The sequence below is a fragment of the Magnetococcales bacterium genome (assembly GCA_015228935.1).
Taxonomy (GTDB): Bacteria; Pseudomonadota; Magnetococcia; order Magnetococcales; family DC0425bin3; genus HA3dbin3.
This window is the reverse complement of record JADGCO010000091.1, coordinates 598-16,503: the sequence shown is the minus strand read 5'-3', so window position 1 is coordinate 16,503 and position 15,906 is coordinate 598. Positions and strand designations below refer to the sequence as shown.

Annotated in this window: 18 protein-coding genes; 12 read left to right on the top strand and 6 right to left on the bottom strand. The window is 55.4% G+C overall.

Going from position 1 to position 15,906, the window contains the following annotated elements; genetic code table 11:
- A partial coding sequence (locus HQL65_16715; protein ID MBF0137875.1) for a hypothetical protein occupies positions 1-235 on the bottom strand: 235 nt, incomplete at its 3' end.
- Between the two features lie 215 nt (positions 236-450).
- On the opposite strand from HQL65_16715, the gene HQL65_16710 reads away from it, so the two are divergent.
- The 3 genes from HQL65_16710 to HQL65_16700 all read left to right on the top strand — a co-directional run bounded on the left by HQL65_16710 (position 451) and on the right by HQL65_16700 (position 2,031).
- Entirely contained in the window at positions 451-792 is a 342-nt protein-coding gene (locus HQL65_16710) for a hypothetical protein (protein MBF0137874.1), read from the top strand.
- A gap of 577 nt (positions 793-1,369) precedes the next feature.
- A complete protein-coding gene (locus tag HQL65_16705) occupies positions 1,370-1,582 on the top strand; it encodes a type II toxin-antitoxin system HicA family toxin (protein MBF0137873.1) in 213 nt (70 codons plus the stop codon).
- A gap of 11 nt (positions 1,583-1,593) precedes the next feature.
- Positions 1,594-2,031: a type II toxin-antitoxin system HicB family antitoxin gene (locus HQL65_16700; GenBank protein ID MBF0137872.1), complete on the top strand. Its 438-nt coding sequence runs from the start codon at positions 1,594-1,596 to the stop codon at positions 2,029-2,031.
- A gap of 58 nt (positions 2,032-2,089) precedes the next feature.
- Here the strand turns inward: HQL65_16700 and HQL65_16695 are convergent, their stop codons facing one another.
- A complete protein-coding gene (locus tag HQL65_16695; protein MBF0137871.1) occupies positions 2,090-2,476 on the bottom strand; it encodes a hypothetical protein in 387 nt (128 codons plus the stop codon).
- A 206-nt stretch (positions 2,477-2,682) separates the two neighbouring features.
- On the opposite strand from HQL65_16695, the gene HQL65_16690 reads away from it, so the two are divergent.
- The 5 genes from HQL65_16690 (at position 2,683) to HQL65_16670 (ending at position 6,998) form a co-directional block, all read left to right on the top strand.
- Entirely contained in the window at positions 2,683-2,970 is a 288-nt protein-coding gene (locus tag HQL65_16690) for a HypC/HybG/HupF family hydrogenase formation chaperone (GenBank protein ID MBF0137870.1), read from the top strand.
- 5 nt (positions 2,971-2,975) lie between these two features.
- Positions 2,976-4,061, top strand: coding sequence for a hydrogenase formation protein HypD (hypD, locus tag HQL65_16685; GenBank protein ID MBF0137869.1), 1,086 nt, complete (start codon positions 2,976-2,978; stop codon positions 4,059-4,061).
- Positions 4,062-4,522: 461 nt separating this feature from the next.
- A complete protein-coding gene (gene hypE / locus HQL65_16680) occupies positions 4,523-5,527 on the top strand; it encodes a hydrogenase expression/formation protein HypE (protein MBF0137868.1) in 1,005 nt (334 codons plus the stop codon).
- A 32-nt stretch (positions 5,528-5,559) separates the two neighbouring features.
- Positions 5,560-5,973 carry a hypothetical protein gene (locus HQL65_16675; protein ID MBF0137867.1) on the top strand — a complete coding sequence of 138 codons (414 nt, stop codon included), beginning with the start codon at positions 5,560-5,562 and terminating at the stop codon, positions 5,971-5,973.
- Positions 5,974-6,026: 53 nt separating this feature from the next.
- Positions 6,027-6,998, top strand: coding sequence for a hypothetical protein (locus HQL65_16670; GenBank protein MBF0137866.1), 972 nt, complete (start codon positions 6,027-6,029; stop codon positions 6,996-6,998).
- A gap of 23 nt (positions 6,999-7,021) precedes the next feature.
- Here HQL65_16670 and HQL65_16665 read toward each other — a convergent pair whose 3' ends face one another.
- A complete protein-coding gene (locus tag HQL65_16665) occupies positions 7,022-7,621 on the bottom strand; it encodes a YihA family ribosome biogenesis GTP-binding protein (GenBank protein ID MBF0137865.1) in 600 nt (199 codons plus the stop codon).
- A 191-nt stretch (positions 7,622-7,812) separates the two neighbouring features.
- On the opposite strand from HQL65_16665, the gene dusB reads away from it, so the two are divergent.
- From dusB to HQL65_16645, 4 genes are read left to right on the top strand one after another with little or no spacing between them, the layout of a single operon-like run.
- On the top strand, positions 7,813-8,811 hold the full coding sequence (dusB, locus tag HQL65_16660) for a tRNA dihydrouridine synthase DusB (protein ID MBF0137864.1): 999 nt from the start codon (positions 7,813-7,815) through the stop codon (positions 8,809-8,811).
- Entirely contained in the window at positions 8,808-9,863 is a 1,056-nt protein-coding gene (locus tag HQL65_16655; protein MBF0137863.1) for a PAS domain-containing protein, read from the top strand. Before dusB ends, HQL65_16655 begins: the two co-directional genes overlap by 4 nt.
- 34 nt (positions 9,864-9,897) lie before the next feature.
- A complete protein-coding gene (ntrC, locus tag HQL65_16650) occupies positions 9,898-11,463 on the top strand; it encodes a nitrogen regulation protein NR(I) (GenBank protein MBF0137862.1) in 1,566 nt (521 codons plus the stop codon).
- A 12-nt stretch (positions 11,464-11,475) separates the two neighbouring features.
- Complete coding sequence (locus tag HQL65_16645) at positions 11,476-11,886, top strand: VOC family protein (GenBank protein MBF0137861.1); 411 nt, start codon at positions 11,476-11,478, stop codon at positions 11,884-11,886.
- Positions 11,887-11,995: 109 nt separating this feature from the next.
- Here HQL65_16645 and HQL65_16640 read toward each other — a convergent pair whose 3' ends face one another.
- From HQL65_16640 to HQL65_16630, 3 genes are all read right to left on the bottom strand, one after another.
- Complete coding sequence (locus tag HQL65_16640; GenBank protein ID MBF0137860.1) at positions 11,996-12,817, bottom strand: hypothetical protein; 822 nt, start codon at positions 12,815-12,817, stop codon at positions 11,996-11,998.
- Positions 12,818-13,298: 481 nt separating this feature from the next.
- Complete coding sequence (locus HQL65_16635) at positions 13,299-14,126, bottom strand: flagellin FliC (GenBank protein ID MBF0137859.1); 828 nt, start codon at positions 14,124-14,126, stop codon at positions 13,299-13,301.
- A gap of 185 nt (positions 14,127-14,311) precedes the next feature.
- Complete coding sequence (locus HQL65_16630; GenBank protein MBF0137858.1) at positions 14,312-15,133, bottom strand: flagellin FliC; 822 nt, start codon at positions 15,131-15,133, stop codon at positions 14,312-14,314.
- Between the last annotated feature and the right edge of the window lie 773 nt (positions 15,134-15,906).

Genomic DNA, 15,906 nt, shown 5'->3' with positions numbered 1-15,906 from the left:
CCCCGCGCTCCGACAGCACCGGTCGCGCACCAGAAAAATCCTGGCAATCCAGATCCCCGCGCTCCGACAGCACCGGTCGCGCACCGGAAAAATCCTGGCAATCCAGATCCCCGCGCTCCGACAGTACCGGTCGGGCACCTGAAAAATCCTGGCAATCCAGGACCCCGCGCTCCGACAACACCGGTCGCGCACCAGAAAAATCCTGGCAATCCAGATCCCCACGCTCCGACAGCACCGGTCAGGCACCGGAAAAATCCTGGCAATCCAAGGCCCCACGCCCCGAAAATACCACTCAGGTGCCAGAGAATAAAAACCAGGGGTGGCTGAAGGGTGGCGTCTGGCATCAGGGACCCTCCGGTGAAAAAAAGGGTGAGAAGGAGCGATCCAAAAGCCCATACGAGGGAAAAGCAGGCTGGAACAAGGAGAATCGAGGAGAACGGGAGAGAGGGAATGCATCCCAGGAAAAAAGAGAAAAAAAGGTGGCGTGGCATCGTGAGTCATACCGTCCACCAGGAACCGAACGGCGTCCCGACGCGGGTCGTGATGGAACTCGGGGACGGGATCGTGACCGAACTGGATCTGCTCCAGAACGAGCTGCGCCAGTTGGCAGGCGCGGAGCTGCCCGCCATCAAACGTCAGTGGTGCATGCAGATCGGCACCTATCTGGCCCGCATGGCGCTGCTGGAGGCCGAAGAGAAGCGGTTCGCGGCCACACCGACACAAGACGCGACAAAAGGACAACCCGTGACCTTCATGCGACCACCCCCCCCGGGCGTCGTGTGGTGGGGGTAAAGCGATCGCGCAAGTTTTCCGACAGATAGTCGGACTCCAAAATTTGAACCATGTAATAAGCTCCAGGCTACCCTGGATCTGCTCTCGTGGTTGACTCGGTCATGGCTCGCTCTCTTCCCTGGATGAAAAATCCTGTAAGCGACAACTTGCTAAATTCACTCTCCCGAAGATGGTCGCCAATCTCTTGCCAGTTTTTGGGCTTTATCAATCTGGTTTTGGGTCATTTCTTTAGAAAGGGCATCACGCGCAACGACAGCACCTTGGTCCCCATTCGACGCGCTCAGATTTAACCACATATGAGCTTTAATATGGTCCTGGGCAACGCCGTGGCCGTAACGATTTGATGTTTCCCTTTCCTTAGACCCCCATGTGAGGATAATTTGAATTCTGGCAACAAAAAGTTTCCAAGGACAGCATGTTTTTCTCCATCCATGGCAAGATCGCCGTGTCAGAGAAAATTTACGCCACACCATGCGAGTAGGTCAATGTCGGTCACCACTAACGATCTTGACCATATCCAGTACAGACCATGGTTTCTCAGTTGACTGTCGGTCGATAACGTCCGATAATAGCCCTCATGAACGGCAACGAATTCATCAAAAAAATTCGCAGGTACGGTAAAAAAAATGCCCTGACTGTGACGCTGGTCCAAAAACGTGGCAAAGGATCTCACAGTTTGTTGTATCTCGGAGCCAGGCGCACAACCATACGCAACCTGTTCGATGAATTGAAATCCGGGACACTGACCGGCATGCTGAGGCAACTTGGCTTGACTCGTGACGACATTTGAGAGGAAAGCAAATGGAACAATACACCTATCCAGTCACTTTGACTCCAGACACAGAGGCTGGTGGATTTGTGGTCACGTTTCGTGATGTTCCCGAGGCCATTACCCAGGGGGAAAGTTTCGATGAAGCCTTGTCCGAGGCAGCAGACTGCCTGGAAGAGGCTTTCGCCGGGCGTATCTGCCACAAGGAACCATTGCCAATCCCAACTCCTCTCGAAAAGGGAGAGTTCCTGGTCGCGGTTCCCGCTCAAACGGCCATGAAAGCGGCTATCCACCAGGCGGTCATGGATGCTGGTATTTCCAAAGTGGAATTGGCCAAAAGACTTGGCGTTGACGAAAAAGAGGCACGACGCATTCTCGACCCAAAATATGGGACCAAACTGCCCCTGCTGGAACGCGCCCTGGCTGTGGTCGGCAAGCGTCTGGTGGTCTCAATCCAGAATGCAGCTTGATCTTTACTCGCCGCAGAAAAAAACCACTCGCAGGAAAATTACTCGACGATCAGGAAAATCACTCGACGATTTTGATGACCGTGCCACCGCACTGCCTGTAACAGGTCCGATATTCAAAGTCGCAGCGATCGCTGTTCTCATAGCTCCGGCAGTAAACTTTTTTCTTGGCACACTTGTCCTTTTTTTCCTGGCTGTCGGCAGAGTGCAGACAGGAACGCAAATTTTGTTTTGCCTGGTGTTCACACGCTTCCCGCTCATTGCCGGCACGCATGATTTCGTTGCCCCGGCAGGTTTCGCGTATGGCAGCACACTGCGTCACGCAGGTTCTCCCCCCCTCTGTCGATGGGGGGGACATGTCATATCGGACGGTTTGACACCCTGCCAACCACAGGATGGCCAGAAATATTTCAAGAAAATATCCCACAGCCTTCGTAAAATACTTCATGACCTTTTCTCTGATTGGACCAGTCCCGGAAGTCTGTCGGAAGATAAAATCCATGACTCGATTGTAAAATACCGTCAGTTCACCATATTGCCGAAAGTCAATAAAAAGTCAAGAGGCCATTTTTTGGACCTTGCTCATGACTTCCCGGGAAGATAACTTGATCTTTGATAATGATCGAAGCCTCATTTGCCGGTGGAAAGAAGGCCATGTGTCTTGCCATTCCCATGAAAATCATTGCCATCGAAGAAGACGGGCTGACTGGAACGGTGGACCTGGATGGTATCCGGTACCCGGTCGGCTTGATGCTGGTCGAAAACCCGTCCATTGGCGATTACGTCATCGTCCATGCGGGATATGCCATCGAAAAACTGGACACGGTTGAAGCCGATGCCCGCCTGGCACTGTTCGACTCCCTGGCCGAAGTCTATCGCCGGGAGAGCGGTCAGGAAGTGGCCTTGGTGGCCCCTTTGCAACCGGGCACGGGTGAGTCGTGAACTACATCGATGGTTTTCGTCGGCTGGCCGCCGCCGCTCCCTTCCGGAAACGCCTGCACAACCATGGCCAAACCCTGGCCAGAGAGGGTCGCAAGGTCCAACTGATGGAGGTGTGTGGCAGTCATACCATGGCCATCGCCCGCTTTGGCATTCGCGGTTTTCTGCCGGAGTCCGTGGCGCTCGTCAGCGGGCCGGGCTGCCCGGTATGTGTGACGGATCCGGGCTATATCGATGCGGCCATCGATCTGGCCGGTCGGGGCGTGATCGTGGCCACCTTCGGCGACATGGTCCGGGTCCCAGGCTCACGCACCACACTGGCCCGCACCCGGGCCGCAGGGGGACAAATCCACACCTGTTACTCCCCGATGCAGGCTGTTGAACTGGCACAAAAAAATCCTGCCTCGGAAGTTGTCTTTCTGGCCGTTGGCTTTGAAACCACCATCGCCCCGGTCATGGCCATGCTGGATACGGCAATCCGGCAAAAGGTTGCCAATCTCTCCCTGTTGACCGCCTTCAAACTGGTGCCGCCTGCCCTCTCCGCCCTGATTGCCGATCCCGAAATCCGGATCGACGGGTTACTCTGTCCAGCCCATGTCAGCGCCATCATCGGTGCCGATGCCTATCAACCCTACGCCGCAAAACAGGGCATTGCCTGCGTGGTGGCCGGGTTTGAACCCCTGGACATTCTCTATGGTCTGGATGGCCTCGTGCAACAACTGGTCACCAAAAATCCACATGTGGAAAACCAGTACAGCCGCGTTGTCAAGGCCGCCGGCAATCCGCACGCCCAGCGCATCATCGACCATTATCTGCAACCAACCGCTGCCTCCTGGCGCGGGCTGGGAACCATCCCGGCCAGTGGTCTGGTCCTGCGTCAGGAGTTCAGTTGGTTTGACGCGCAGCAACGCCACAACCTTGTCGTACAACCAGGGCGCAACAATCCCCATTGCCAATGCGGAGAGGTCCTCAAAGGCAAAATACACCCCGCCCAGTGTTCCCTGTTCGGGGTGGCCTGCCTGCCCGATCAACCGCTGGGTCCCTGCATGGTCAGCTCCGAGGGAAGTTGTGCCGCTGCGTATAAATATTCGTAACCATGCAGAACCCTTCCAAAAAAAGGATTTGACATGAAGAACTTTGTTGGGGCTCCGCCCCAAACCCCGCCAAGAGGAAGGGCACAGCCCTTCCTCCTGGACCTCCATCCCAGTTTTTCGAACGTTTTTCAAGGGCGCGGCCTGAACGGAACCCTTCCAAATAAAAAATTTGGCAGGAAAGACTCTGTTGGGGCTCCGCCCCAAACCCCGCCAAGAGGAAGGGCACAGCCCTTCCTCCTGGACCTCCATCCCAGTTTTTCGAACGTTTTTCAAGGGCATGACCTGAACAGAACCCTTCCAAATAAAAAATTTGGCAGGAAAGACTCTGTTGGGGCTCCGCCCCAAACCCCGCCAAGAGGAAGGGCACAGCCCTTCCTTCTGGACCTCCATCCCAGTTTTTCGAACGTTTTTCAAGGGCGCGGCCTGAATCATTCAACATATTTGTCATCAGGTTACGAACCATGAGTGACCGTATCCTGTTGAGCCATGGTGGCGGTGGACGGCTTTCCCAACAATTGATCACCCAGGAAATTCTCTCCCGTTTTGGTTCAGGACCCTTGCGCACCCTCCCCGATGCCGCAACCCTGCACCTGGAAAACCGACACATCTGCTTTTCAACCGACAGTTTCGTGGTCCAACCCCTGGAATTTCCTGGCGGTAATATCGGCGATCTGGCCGTCCATGGCACCGTCAACGATCTGGCCGTGGCCGGTTCCACTCCCCGCTGGCTCTCCCTTGGCCTGATTCTGGAAGAGGGGTTGCCCCTCTCCACCCTGCGCAAGGTATTGGACGCCATCAAACTGGCCGCCGATCAATGTCACGTACTCGTGGCAACCGGTGACACCAAAGTGGTCCGGCGTGGTCAATGTGATGGCCTGTATATCAATACAGCCGGCATTGGCGAAGCGATTCCCGGATATTCCCTGGGTCTTGACCGCATCGTCCCCGGGGATCGCATCCTGGTCAGCGGCACGCTGGGCGACCATGGGGCGGCCGTGCTGGCGGCCCGGGAAGCGTTCCAGATCCAAAACGGCCCGGTCAGCGACTCCCGTCCCGTTCACCGCCTGGTGCAAACCCTGCAACCCCTGGCCAACGCCATCCACTTCATGCGCGACCCGACCCGGGGTGGCGTGGCCGCCGTCCTGAACGAAATGGTCCTCGGTCAGAGTTTTGGCATGCAGATCCGCGAAAACAACCTCCCCTTCGCCCCGGCCACCAGGGCTTTGGCCGAAATGTTGGGACTGGATCTGCTGCATGTGGCCTCGGAAGGGTGTCTGGTGCTTGTTTGTGCCGAAAACGCAGCCGGACATGTTCTGGATCGATGGCATGCCTTGCCGGAAGGCGCAGATGCAAAAGAAATCGGCCTCGTGACGAGCCACTCCGGTCGGGTCATCCTGGAAACCGCGATTGGCGGGCAACGCATGGTGGATCTGCCCGGCGGCGAACTCCTGCCCAGAATTTGCTGACCTCATACCAGCAAATACGAATATGAACTGAGATGATTGAAACAAGGCAGGCACTCCCCATTCTGACAACTCTCTGGCGGACAACCGGCTGGATGGCCATGGCAGCGGCCCCTCTTTTCCTGCTGTCAGGCAGCGTTTTTTTGATCAGTGTCATGACGCAAAAAGGGATTTACGCCACTTTTTTGCTTGTTGATGCGGTCGGGATGATCCTCATCATGTCCCTCTATGCAACCGTGTTGGCAGCGGTTTCCCTGTTGGTGGCCTGGCTTTGTCTGCGAAGAAAGTTCATCTCCTGGGTGCGCCATGGGATGTTGGTGTGTTGTGTTCTGTTTCTGAATCTTTTCCTGATGAATGGTGGTCTTCATGCAGCAAAGTATCAGATACTGAAGGCACAACAAAACAATCCGGAGTTTATGATCAGGCTGTCAGAAGGCCGGCAACCATGATGAACAGAATACGCGGATTCCCTGCCAGCAAATTCCTGGGCTGGGCGTTCTTGATGACTGCCATCCTCCTGCCTTTTCTCAAGGTGCTGCATATCCCTTTTTCCTTGGCACGGCGGGGAGCAGACAATGGATTCGGTGTTCAGGACGCCATGGCCTGGAATTGGGGCATGAGCCTGTTGGTAATCTCTGGTAGCCTGATTGCCCTGGCCACATCCCATGGTTGCCTGGGAAAAACCAGTCGCCGGACTTTACTGGTTGCAGGAACACTTTATATCCATCTCCTGGCCATGGACATCACCTGCCATGGGTGGGCGAACATCTGGTTGCAGCGTCCCTGCAACTGGCCAGGCATCTCCTGCTTTGCAGAAAAACCACAACCCTCTTTTTCCACTGAAACACAAAATGAGGATCGCCCGGACAAACGCAAGGGGACCTATTTTTTCGGTGGATCCGGAATGAGAGGTTATTATCTGCGCGATTTCGTAACCGCCATGGAAGAGACCGGCATGACACATGTGCGCATGGTAAACCATGACTCATGGTCACAAGGTGGCCTGCTGGATGCCTTCCTGGTGCTTAAGAATCGTATGCGGGATGGCGTCGCATCCCCTTTGAGTGAATTTGTTGGTCAAGGGGAGCAATTCAACCTGATCGGCATCTCTCATGGCGGTCTGATGGCCGCCCAGGTTGCCATGGATCATGCCGAATCAGGAGGAAAAGTGGACCATCTGGTGCTGCTCGCGACACCCATCAGCCTGGAATTTCTTGCCGAAATTCGAAAAGAGTCCCGTATTGGTTCCGTCATCGTCATGAATTGGCCCGCACGTGGGGATCCAATTCAGGCTGGAATGGGACTGCTCGAAATTCTGGCATCCGTACCACGGCTTGTCTGGCAGTATGAACGGGGAGTGGTCGATATCCGGGGAGAACATCACGGCCATTTTTACCTGACTGGCGAAAGTCAATCCAACAGGGATGAACGCCGCCAAACAGCAAAAAAACTGTTTGCTGCGGGATTGCGTTGAAATTCAAGGCCCGTTTTCCATTGTCAATCATTCAACAAGCCTGCCAATCGTTCCCGCAACGTATCGATTCCCGTACCGGTCAAGGCCGAGCAGGCCACGACAGACCCCAAAGAAAACCCACCAATCCGGGTCAATTCTGTTGCCAGTGCCGTCATGGCCTGACGCTGTTTGTTGCCGGAGAGTTTATCCATCTTGGTCACCACCGGCTGCCAGGCGATTCCCAACTCCTGGAGCCAGGTCAACATGTTCCGATCCAGATCGGTCATCCCCCGCCGCGCATCCAGAAGCACCACCACGGCGCGCACTTCCCGTCTGGCTTCCAGATAGGCACCAATGGTGTGTTGCCACCCCCCGCGCCGCTGCCGGGGAACCTGCGCATACCCATAGCCCGGCAAATCCACAAACCACCATTTCTCCTGAACACGAAAAAAATTGATCTCCCGGGTGCAACCAGGCGTGCGACTGACCCGCGCCAGCTTGTGCCGCCCCACCAACCGGTTCAACAACGTCGATTTGCCGACATTGGAACGCCCTACAAAGGCGATTTCCGGCAAATTATCCGCCGGAAACTGGGCCGCCTGCACGGCACCGACGACAAACTCCGCGTGATAATTTTCCGCCATTTTTGTCAAACCTCGCTCCAAAATTGCCACCCTTAGAGGCTGTCCATGAACTCTCGGATAAAAAAAATTGGAAAGAAAGATTTTATTGGGGCTTAAGCCCCAAACCCCCTTTTTTTTTATTGCATAATATTTGCGACCCCTACACCCAGGATCCATGATATGATTAAATTTTGCACAAGAGCCAACCATTTATGCCCAATATAAATGCACTCACCCCCTGGTTTGCCAATATAAGAGGCACTCCGCTGCTCCTGGCCCCCATGGCCGGGATCACGGACGGGCCATTTCGTCTTTTGGCCCACCAAGCGGGCGCGGATCTGACCATTTCGGAGATGGTGGCCTCACAAGCCATGATCCGGCAGGTCAAGGGGTGCCACAGCAAGATAGCCTGTTTGGACAGGGATGTCCCGCTTGTCGTGCAAATTGCCGGAGCGGACCCGGAGGTGATGGCCACGGTGGCCCGCATGCACGTCGATCTGGGGGCCGCCATGATCGACATCAACATGGGGTGTCCGGTCCGCAAAATTGTCAAAAACGGTGCCGGGGCAGCCCTCATGCGCGATGAAATCCTGGCCGGGCGGATCATGGAAAAAGTGGTCCGGGCCGTTGCGGTCCCCGTGACCGTCAAAACGCGCCTCGGCTGGGATGCCGACCACCTGAACGGCCTGCAAATCGCCCGGATTGCCGAGGCCAGCGGCATTCACTGGGTGACGATTCATGGCCGCACCCGGGCACAAATGTACAGTGGTCAGGCCGACTGGCAACAGATCGCCACCATCAAACGCCACCTGACCATCCCCGTGATCGGCAATGGCGACATCACGACCCCGGAAATGGCGGCCCATTGTCTGGCCACAAGCGGTGTCGATGCCCTGATGATCGGGCGGGGTGCCCTGGGACGACCCTGGATATTCCGTCAGATCAGGCATTTTCTGCACACCGGTTCACACCTGCCCGGTCCGACCCTTGCCGAACTCCAACAAATTGTCCTCGACCATTTCGAGGCGCTTCTGGAATTTCATGGTCCACTCACCGGCAATCTTCTGGCCCGCAAGCATCTGGCCTGGTACAGCCGGGGCCTTTCGGGCAGCGCCGCCTTTCGCCAGGAGATCAACCATACGGCGGACGCGGCGGCCACCCGCACCGCCATACACCGTTTTTTTGCCTCCCATACGGATCGAGCTGCATGAACTCTTTTTTTTCTCCCGCGACACTGTGTGACCAGATTGATCTGGGCTTGATTGCCGTGGACCAGGAGGGGGTGGTGCGCCATGTCAACAGTGCCACGGAGCGATTGTTGGGCAAGACCCGGCAGCGGTTGCTGGGAGAGCCTCTGGATCGCCTGTTGCCTGGACATCCCCTGGCCCTGGACCTGCTGACCCGTGCCCAAACATTGGCCATGCCCTGCCGACTCCGCCATGCCCGCATCCATCTCGGCCCCATGCAGGAATTGACCGTCTCGCTGACGGCCTGCCCATTGCGCACCCCAACCGGGGATATCATCGGGGCCATTCTGCAACTGGAGGAGATTGGTGCCGTCGAACGCCTGGAAGCCGGGCAACGGCGCAACGAGGCCCTGGATTCTTTGGGTACCATGGTCATGACCGTGGCCCACGAGGTGAAAAATCCCCTGGCCGGCATCCGGGGTGCCGCACAACTCGTCGAGCTGGAATGTACCCACCCCGCCACCCGTGATTATACCCAACTGATCCGGGCCGAGGTGGACCGCATCACCCGTCTGTTGGACCGCCTTCTGGGCCTGGCAGAAGATCACCCCCTGCAACCCCAGGAAATCAACATTCACGAAGTATTGAATCATGTTCTTGACCTGGCAGAGAAAAACCCGCCACAACCGCAGCGCGACTACGACCCCTCCCTGCCCCTGCTCCGGGGTGACCGGGATGCGTTGATCCAACTGTTCCTGAACCTCGTCAAAAATGCCCAGGAAGCCGCCGGACCCCAGGGGCAGGTACGGATTCATACCCGATTTGCCCATGCCGTGCGCATGGCACAGGGACGACGGGGGCATCATGTCGCCGTGGAAGTTGTCGATGATGGACCGGGCATTCCGGAAGAGATGCAAAACCGCATTTTTCTTCCCTTTGTGACCACGCGCAAACAGGGAACCGGTTTGGGATTGGCCATCGTGCAAAAAATCATCAACGATCATGACGGCATGGTGGAGGTGAAAAGTCATCCGGGACAAACCCTGTTCCGGGTTTTGTTACCCGTAACCAACTAAACCGCGTCTGAACCGCGTCCACGAGGCATACCCCATGAACGACAGTTCTACCAAAACCATTCTGGTTGCCGATGACGACCCTTCGATCCGTTTTGTGCTGGAACATGCCCTGGTCCGCGCCGGCTTTCACGTCGATTGTTTCGAAAGCGGCGACAAACTCCTGGAGCATCTGCACCACGCGGGAGCCGACCTGATCATCACCGATATCGTCATGCCTTCCGGTTCAGGATTGGATCTCCTCAAAACCATCAGGGCCAGGCATCCGGCCCTGCCCGTGATCGTCATCACGGCCCAATCCACCCTGCGTAATGCGGTCCAGGCCTTTGAACGCGGGGCCTTTGAATATCTGCCCAAACCGTTCGACATCAATGCCCTGGTGGATCTGGTCAACCGGGCCATGGCCCATTCCCAGCCGGTACCCGAGCATCGCGAAAACAACGAATCGGATCGCTTCGGGGGAATCATCGGTTCATCCATGGCGATGCAGGAGCTGTTTCGGATCATCGGGCGTCTGGCCAATTCGGAAATGACGGTATTGATTCACGGCGAATCCGGCACCGGCAAGGAGCTGGTCGCCCGTGCCATTCATGCCAGCAGCCCCCGCCGCGATCATCCATTCACGGCCATCAACATGGCCGCCATTCCGCGCAGTCTGATCGAGAGCGAATTGTTCGGGCACGAAAAAGGGGCTTTTACAGGTGCCATATCCCGGCGTCCCGGTCACTTCGAGCAGGCCCGTGGCGGATCTTTGTTTCTGGACGAAATCGGCGACATGCCCATGGAGGCCCAGACCCGCCTGCTCCGCGTCCTCCAGGATGGCACCTATTCACAGGTGGGCAGCACCCAGACCATGCACAGCGATGTGCGCATCATCGCCGCATCCCATCAGGATCTTCCCGCCGCCATCAGTGCCGGACGCTTCCGGGAAGATTTGTTTTACCGTCTGAATGTCATTCCCATTCATGTGCCGTCCCTGCGCTCCCGTCGGGAAGACATTCCCCGTCTGGCCGACTATTTTCTGGGCAGGGCGGCAAAGGAACATGGACTCTCCCGCAAGCGGCTTGCCCCGGATACCCTGGATCGTCTGCTGGCCCACTCCTGGCCCGGCAATGTGCGCGAACTGGAAAATCTCATCCACCGGCTGATGGTTCTGGTCCCGGACGAGGTGATTCAACCCGGCCATCTCGACCTGCCCAAACCCAAACACCCGAATATGCCGGCCAACACGTTCGAAGCCGCCACCCCGCTGCACACGGCTGCACTCCCCTCCTCCACCCCTGTGACCTGGCCTCCAGACTCTGCCGCATCCCCCACCCCTCCCCACGCTGCCGCATCCCCTGCTTTTCCGCCTGCCAATCTTCCGGAAGTTCCTTTGCAACTGGCCATCCACAGGGAACTCGACCGGTTTTTTGCCTCCCTGAACGGTTTGCCACCGGCCAATCTGTATGCATTCATTTTGCGTCTGGTCGAAGAGCCGCTGTTGCAACGGGTTTTGCAGGAGACCCGGGGCAATCAGGTCAGGGCGGCCCAGATACTGGGCATCAATCGCAACACCCTGCGCAAAAAAATTCAGGAACTGGGAATTTTACCCAAACAGTGACACAATGACGGTATGAGCGCCTATGGTTTGACATTCCACCATTTCGGTTTGGCCGTGACCAAAAAGGAACGGGCCCAAAAATTTTTGCGCGACCTGGGCTATACCCTGGGAACGGAAGTTCACGATCCCCTGCAAAAAGTCCGACTCTGCATGGCGACGCATCCCGCCATGCCAGCCGTGGAACTCATTGCCAAAGCCGACGAAACCGGTCCCCTGGAGCAGATTTTACAAAGTTCGACGGAGCGGATCTATCACCTCTGCTATCAGACCAACGACCTGCCCCAAACCCTGGCCGCCATCAAGCAGGATGGTCACCGGCTCTTGTGCATCTCACAGACCAAACCGGCCATCCTTTTCGAAGGCAGAGGGGTGGCATTTTATGTTGTATCGGGATTTGGATTGATTGAATTTCTCGTGACCTGATTTGCCAGGGGCATCACCGTTTTTCGGTGACACCCCTGTACAAATCCGGCTTTCCACCATCCCCACCGGGGCGTGGTGGGAAACGTCTGAATCACCTGCCCGGTTGCCCCTAATTCAGGAGGGTCAACACGGCACGCGCCGGATGGTTGGCCTGCGCCCGTAAGGCTGTATCAGCCTCTTGCAGAACGGTATTGCGCACCTGCCTGGTTACCTGATTTCCAGACGGCAGATCCAGGTTGCGCACCCGTGAGGCGGCCACGTTCTCTGCCATGGTGTTCATGCCAACCACCGCCAATTCAAACTTGTTCAGCACATTGCGCAAATCCGAGCGGATGTCGGTCACATTGTTCATGGCTTTTTCCACCCGTCCCGCAATGTTTTCCACATCCATTCCGACCGTCGATTTTTTCAACGGTCCGGAATCGACAAGCCTGGTTCCCACCCCGGTCCCTGCAACCGGTACCGGGATGGCACCCTCTTTTCCGGCCTGGAACCTGTGTATCCGGGCGTTGTCCTGAATCAGACTGCCATCGACGGCCTGTGTTTCCTGGGCAATCCGGTCGATCTCCTCGATCAGTGTACGGATTTTCATTTGGATGTCACCCAGATCCATCCGCTTGTCAGCCAGAATCCCCTGGGGATCAAGCATGATGCGGATTTGACTCAAGGCTGATTCCATTTCCCGCAAACCTTCTCCGGCCAACTGGGCCAGGGAAATTCCGTCATTGACATGGCGCAGTGCCTGATTCAACTCCCGAATACGAACATTCATTCCAGACAGGAAGTCATACTCCGAGTCATCCTCACTCTCTTCATGGATCAGCGCTCCCGACGCCAGGCGTCGAAAAGGCTTTTTCTGTGAAGTGGATGACCGACCCATCTGTCGTTGGGCAAAGATGGCCGCCCAACTTTTATCAACGGCGAAGGTCATTTCGAATCCTCCGATTACCGGATTATTTGGACTTGTACCATACGCCGCCGGTTCTGGCTGGTCGTTTCTGCACCGACTCATGCAGGATTCGTCATGATTCCAGCCCAACGCATGGTTTCCAAGACAATCATCATGTCATGGTCTTTCTCCCTTATACCGGCATCATTGAATGCTGATCACCCCTGAGACTGCAATCTTGACTCCCGATGGCCAGGGAATCCGAATTCCGCACAACCCGAAGCCTCCTTTTTCTTCAACGAGATATCGACATTCCATTCCATCTGATCCAATCCGACCCCATCAGGGGTGCATGATCCTCGGCACAGGAACAAAAACCCTCCCTGCAACGAATTCAAACTGATGAGAACTGCTGCTCCACCTGCATCAAATCCGTCATTTCAGGTCCTTTGCAAAACCGTTCGACGACCATGGTGACAGATTCCTGTTATTCAAATCATGCTGCCAGGCAAGGCGTCATGAATTATCGACCACCGAGCAGTGTCAACGCCACCTGGGGTGCCTGGTTTGCCTGGGCCAGAATCGAGGCTGCGGCCTGTTGGAGAATGGAATTGCGCGTCAGGTTTGAGGTTTCCACCGCAATGTCTGCATCCATGATTCTGGAACGGGCAGATTCGGTATTGACCACCTGGTTTGCCAACGTTGCCACCACGGATTCAAACCGGTTTTGCAATGACCCGATGGTAGCCCGGATGGTGGACACGCTGGCGATGGCATTATCCAGAATCGTGATGGCCGACATGGCCTGGGAACCATCACCCGTGATGCCTGCCAAGGCCGAACACAACCCGGTTGCCGTGGCACTCAGAATGGTGGCAGACACAATCTGCCCACTGTAGACCCCAACCTGGATCTGGACGGCATTGAATGATCCGGTCAGGAGATTTCTTCCATTATATTGGACATTTTTCCCGATCCGATCCACTTCGGACAGGAGTTGGGTAAATTCCGAATTCAGGCTTGTGCGATCCGTTGTCGTCAAGGTCATGGACGACGCCTGGACGGCCAGCTCCCGCATTCTTTGCAAGGCATTCGTGGTTTCATCCAGGGCACCTTCGGCGATCTGAAGGACCGAGATGACATCGTTGACATTGCGTGACGCCGTGTTTGCCCCCCGAATCTGGAGCGTCAACCCGGAAGCAATCGCCAATCCTGCAGCATCGTCCCTGGATGAATTGACCCGTAAACCAGAGGACAATCTTTCAAACGACTGGGACAGTCTTCCGGCAGCAGTACTCAGATTTTTCTGTGCTGACAGTGCTCCAATGTTGGTGTTGATGGAAATCGCCATGGTTCTTCTCCCGTTCTTGTCACTGATTACCTTCCCTGGTTACTGATGGGTTGCTCGCTTTTTGCAGGGCCAACCCTAACCCTGCCGCTAAACTGCATGTCCGTGTTCATTGAAAAGAAGCTGCGACTGAATGGAAGTTCGAAAAAATGGATCTTCCATTCAGTCATGCAGATCATCTTTTATGATCATCTCCCCAATAACGTCATGGCCACCTGGGGTGATTGATTGGCCTGTGCCAGAATGGATGCCGCAGCCTGTTGCAAGATCGAATCGCGTGTCAAAGCCGATGTTTCTCCTGCGACATCCGCATCCATGATCCTGGAACGGGCGGATTCGGTGTTCAGTTCCTGGGCTGACAATGTCGCAACCACCGACTCCAATCGGCTCTGCAGGGAACCGATTGAGGCGCGCATGGTGGCTACACTGGTTATTGCACCATCCAGCAGGGTGACCGCAGCCATGGCTGCCGAACCGTCACCACCAATGGATGCCTTTGCCGAACACAGACAGGATGCCGTCGCACTGAAAACACCGATGGACACCATTTGTCCTTCAAAGGCCCCAACCTGAATCTGCATGGAGTACTGGCCCTGCAAAAGTGAAATCCCGTTATACTTGGTGTTGTAACCGATGCGTTCCACTTCCGAGCGCAGTTGTGCAAACTCCACATTCAAATTTTCTCGATCTGTTGTGGTCAACAAACCATTGGATGCCTGGACAGCCAGCTCCCTCATCCGTTGCAAGGCATTGGACGTTTCATCCAATGACCCTTCCGCAACCTGGAGCAGGGAAATGCTGTCATTGGCATTCCGCGAGGCCATATTGTACCCGCGGATCTGCGATGTCAGCCCCGAGGCAATCGCCAGACCGGCAGCATCATCTCTGGATGAATTGACCCGCAAGCCGGACGACAATCTTTCAAAGGTTCTCGCAAGTTTTGCTGAAGAGACTCCCAAATTTTGCTGTGCAGCCAAAGCTCCCACGTTGGTGTTGATGGAAATTGACATGACTATTCTCCCAATAACTACTCATGTTACCTTCCCTGGTTACGCTTGGGTTGTTCGCTTTATGCAGGATCAACCCTAACCCTGCCTAAAAAAAACCGTTAACTGTTTGCATTTCGGTACGATCCTTTCGATGTTTATTCATTTAAACTGCGTCATTTTGATTGCATTACCAGCAGCAATGACCTGTTTTGCATGGCAAATCATACCGACATCCATTCATCAGACATCAAAGCTTGACTCCCGATGCAATTCACCCTGTTGACCATGCAGGAAAGCATGGCTCTACATGGATTGTGTCAGACGGAAAAATGCACGCTTGAATAGTGAACCCTGTGCGATATCCAAATGCCCACAATTATTTGATTATGTATTTTTTTATATCCGTTTCACCCTCCTCAATTTGGCTTTGATCATCGTTTCGGCCATTCCGGTAACAGGGTCCAGGGGGCTGGTGACCGGACAGGTCTTCGCCCCCCTTTTCCCTGGATTTTTTTGCGCCGTTTGCAAAAAAATCCAGGGGGCGGACCATGGTCCGTCTCTTGGCGCGTTGTTCAGCGCCAAGAGACGGACGTATTGCAGGTTTTCCGAAAAAAAGCACGCATCGTGGCCGAATGGATGATCATGGCCCTCAATTTCATATCCAACGATCATCCATCATATTTTCCCATAAACATGTCACAAATCTTCATTCCTGATCATGAACCAATCACCAGCAACTTTTCCCATAAACATGTCACAAATCTTCATTCCTGATCATGAACCAATCACCAGCA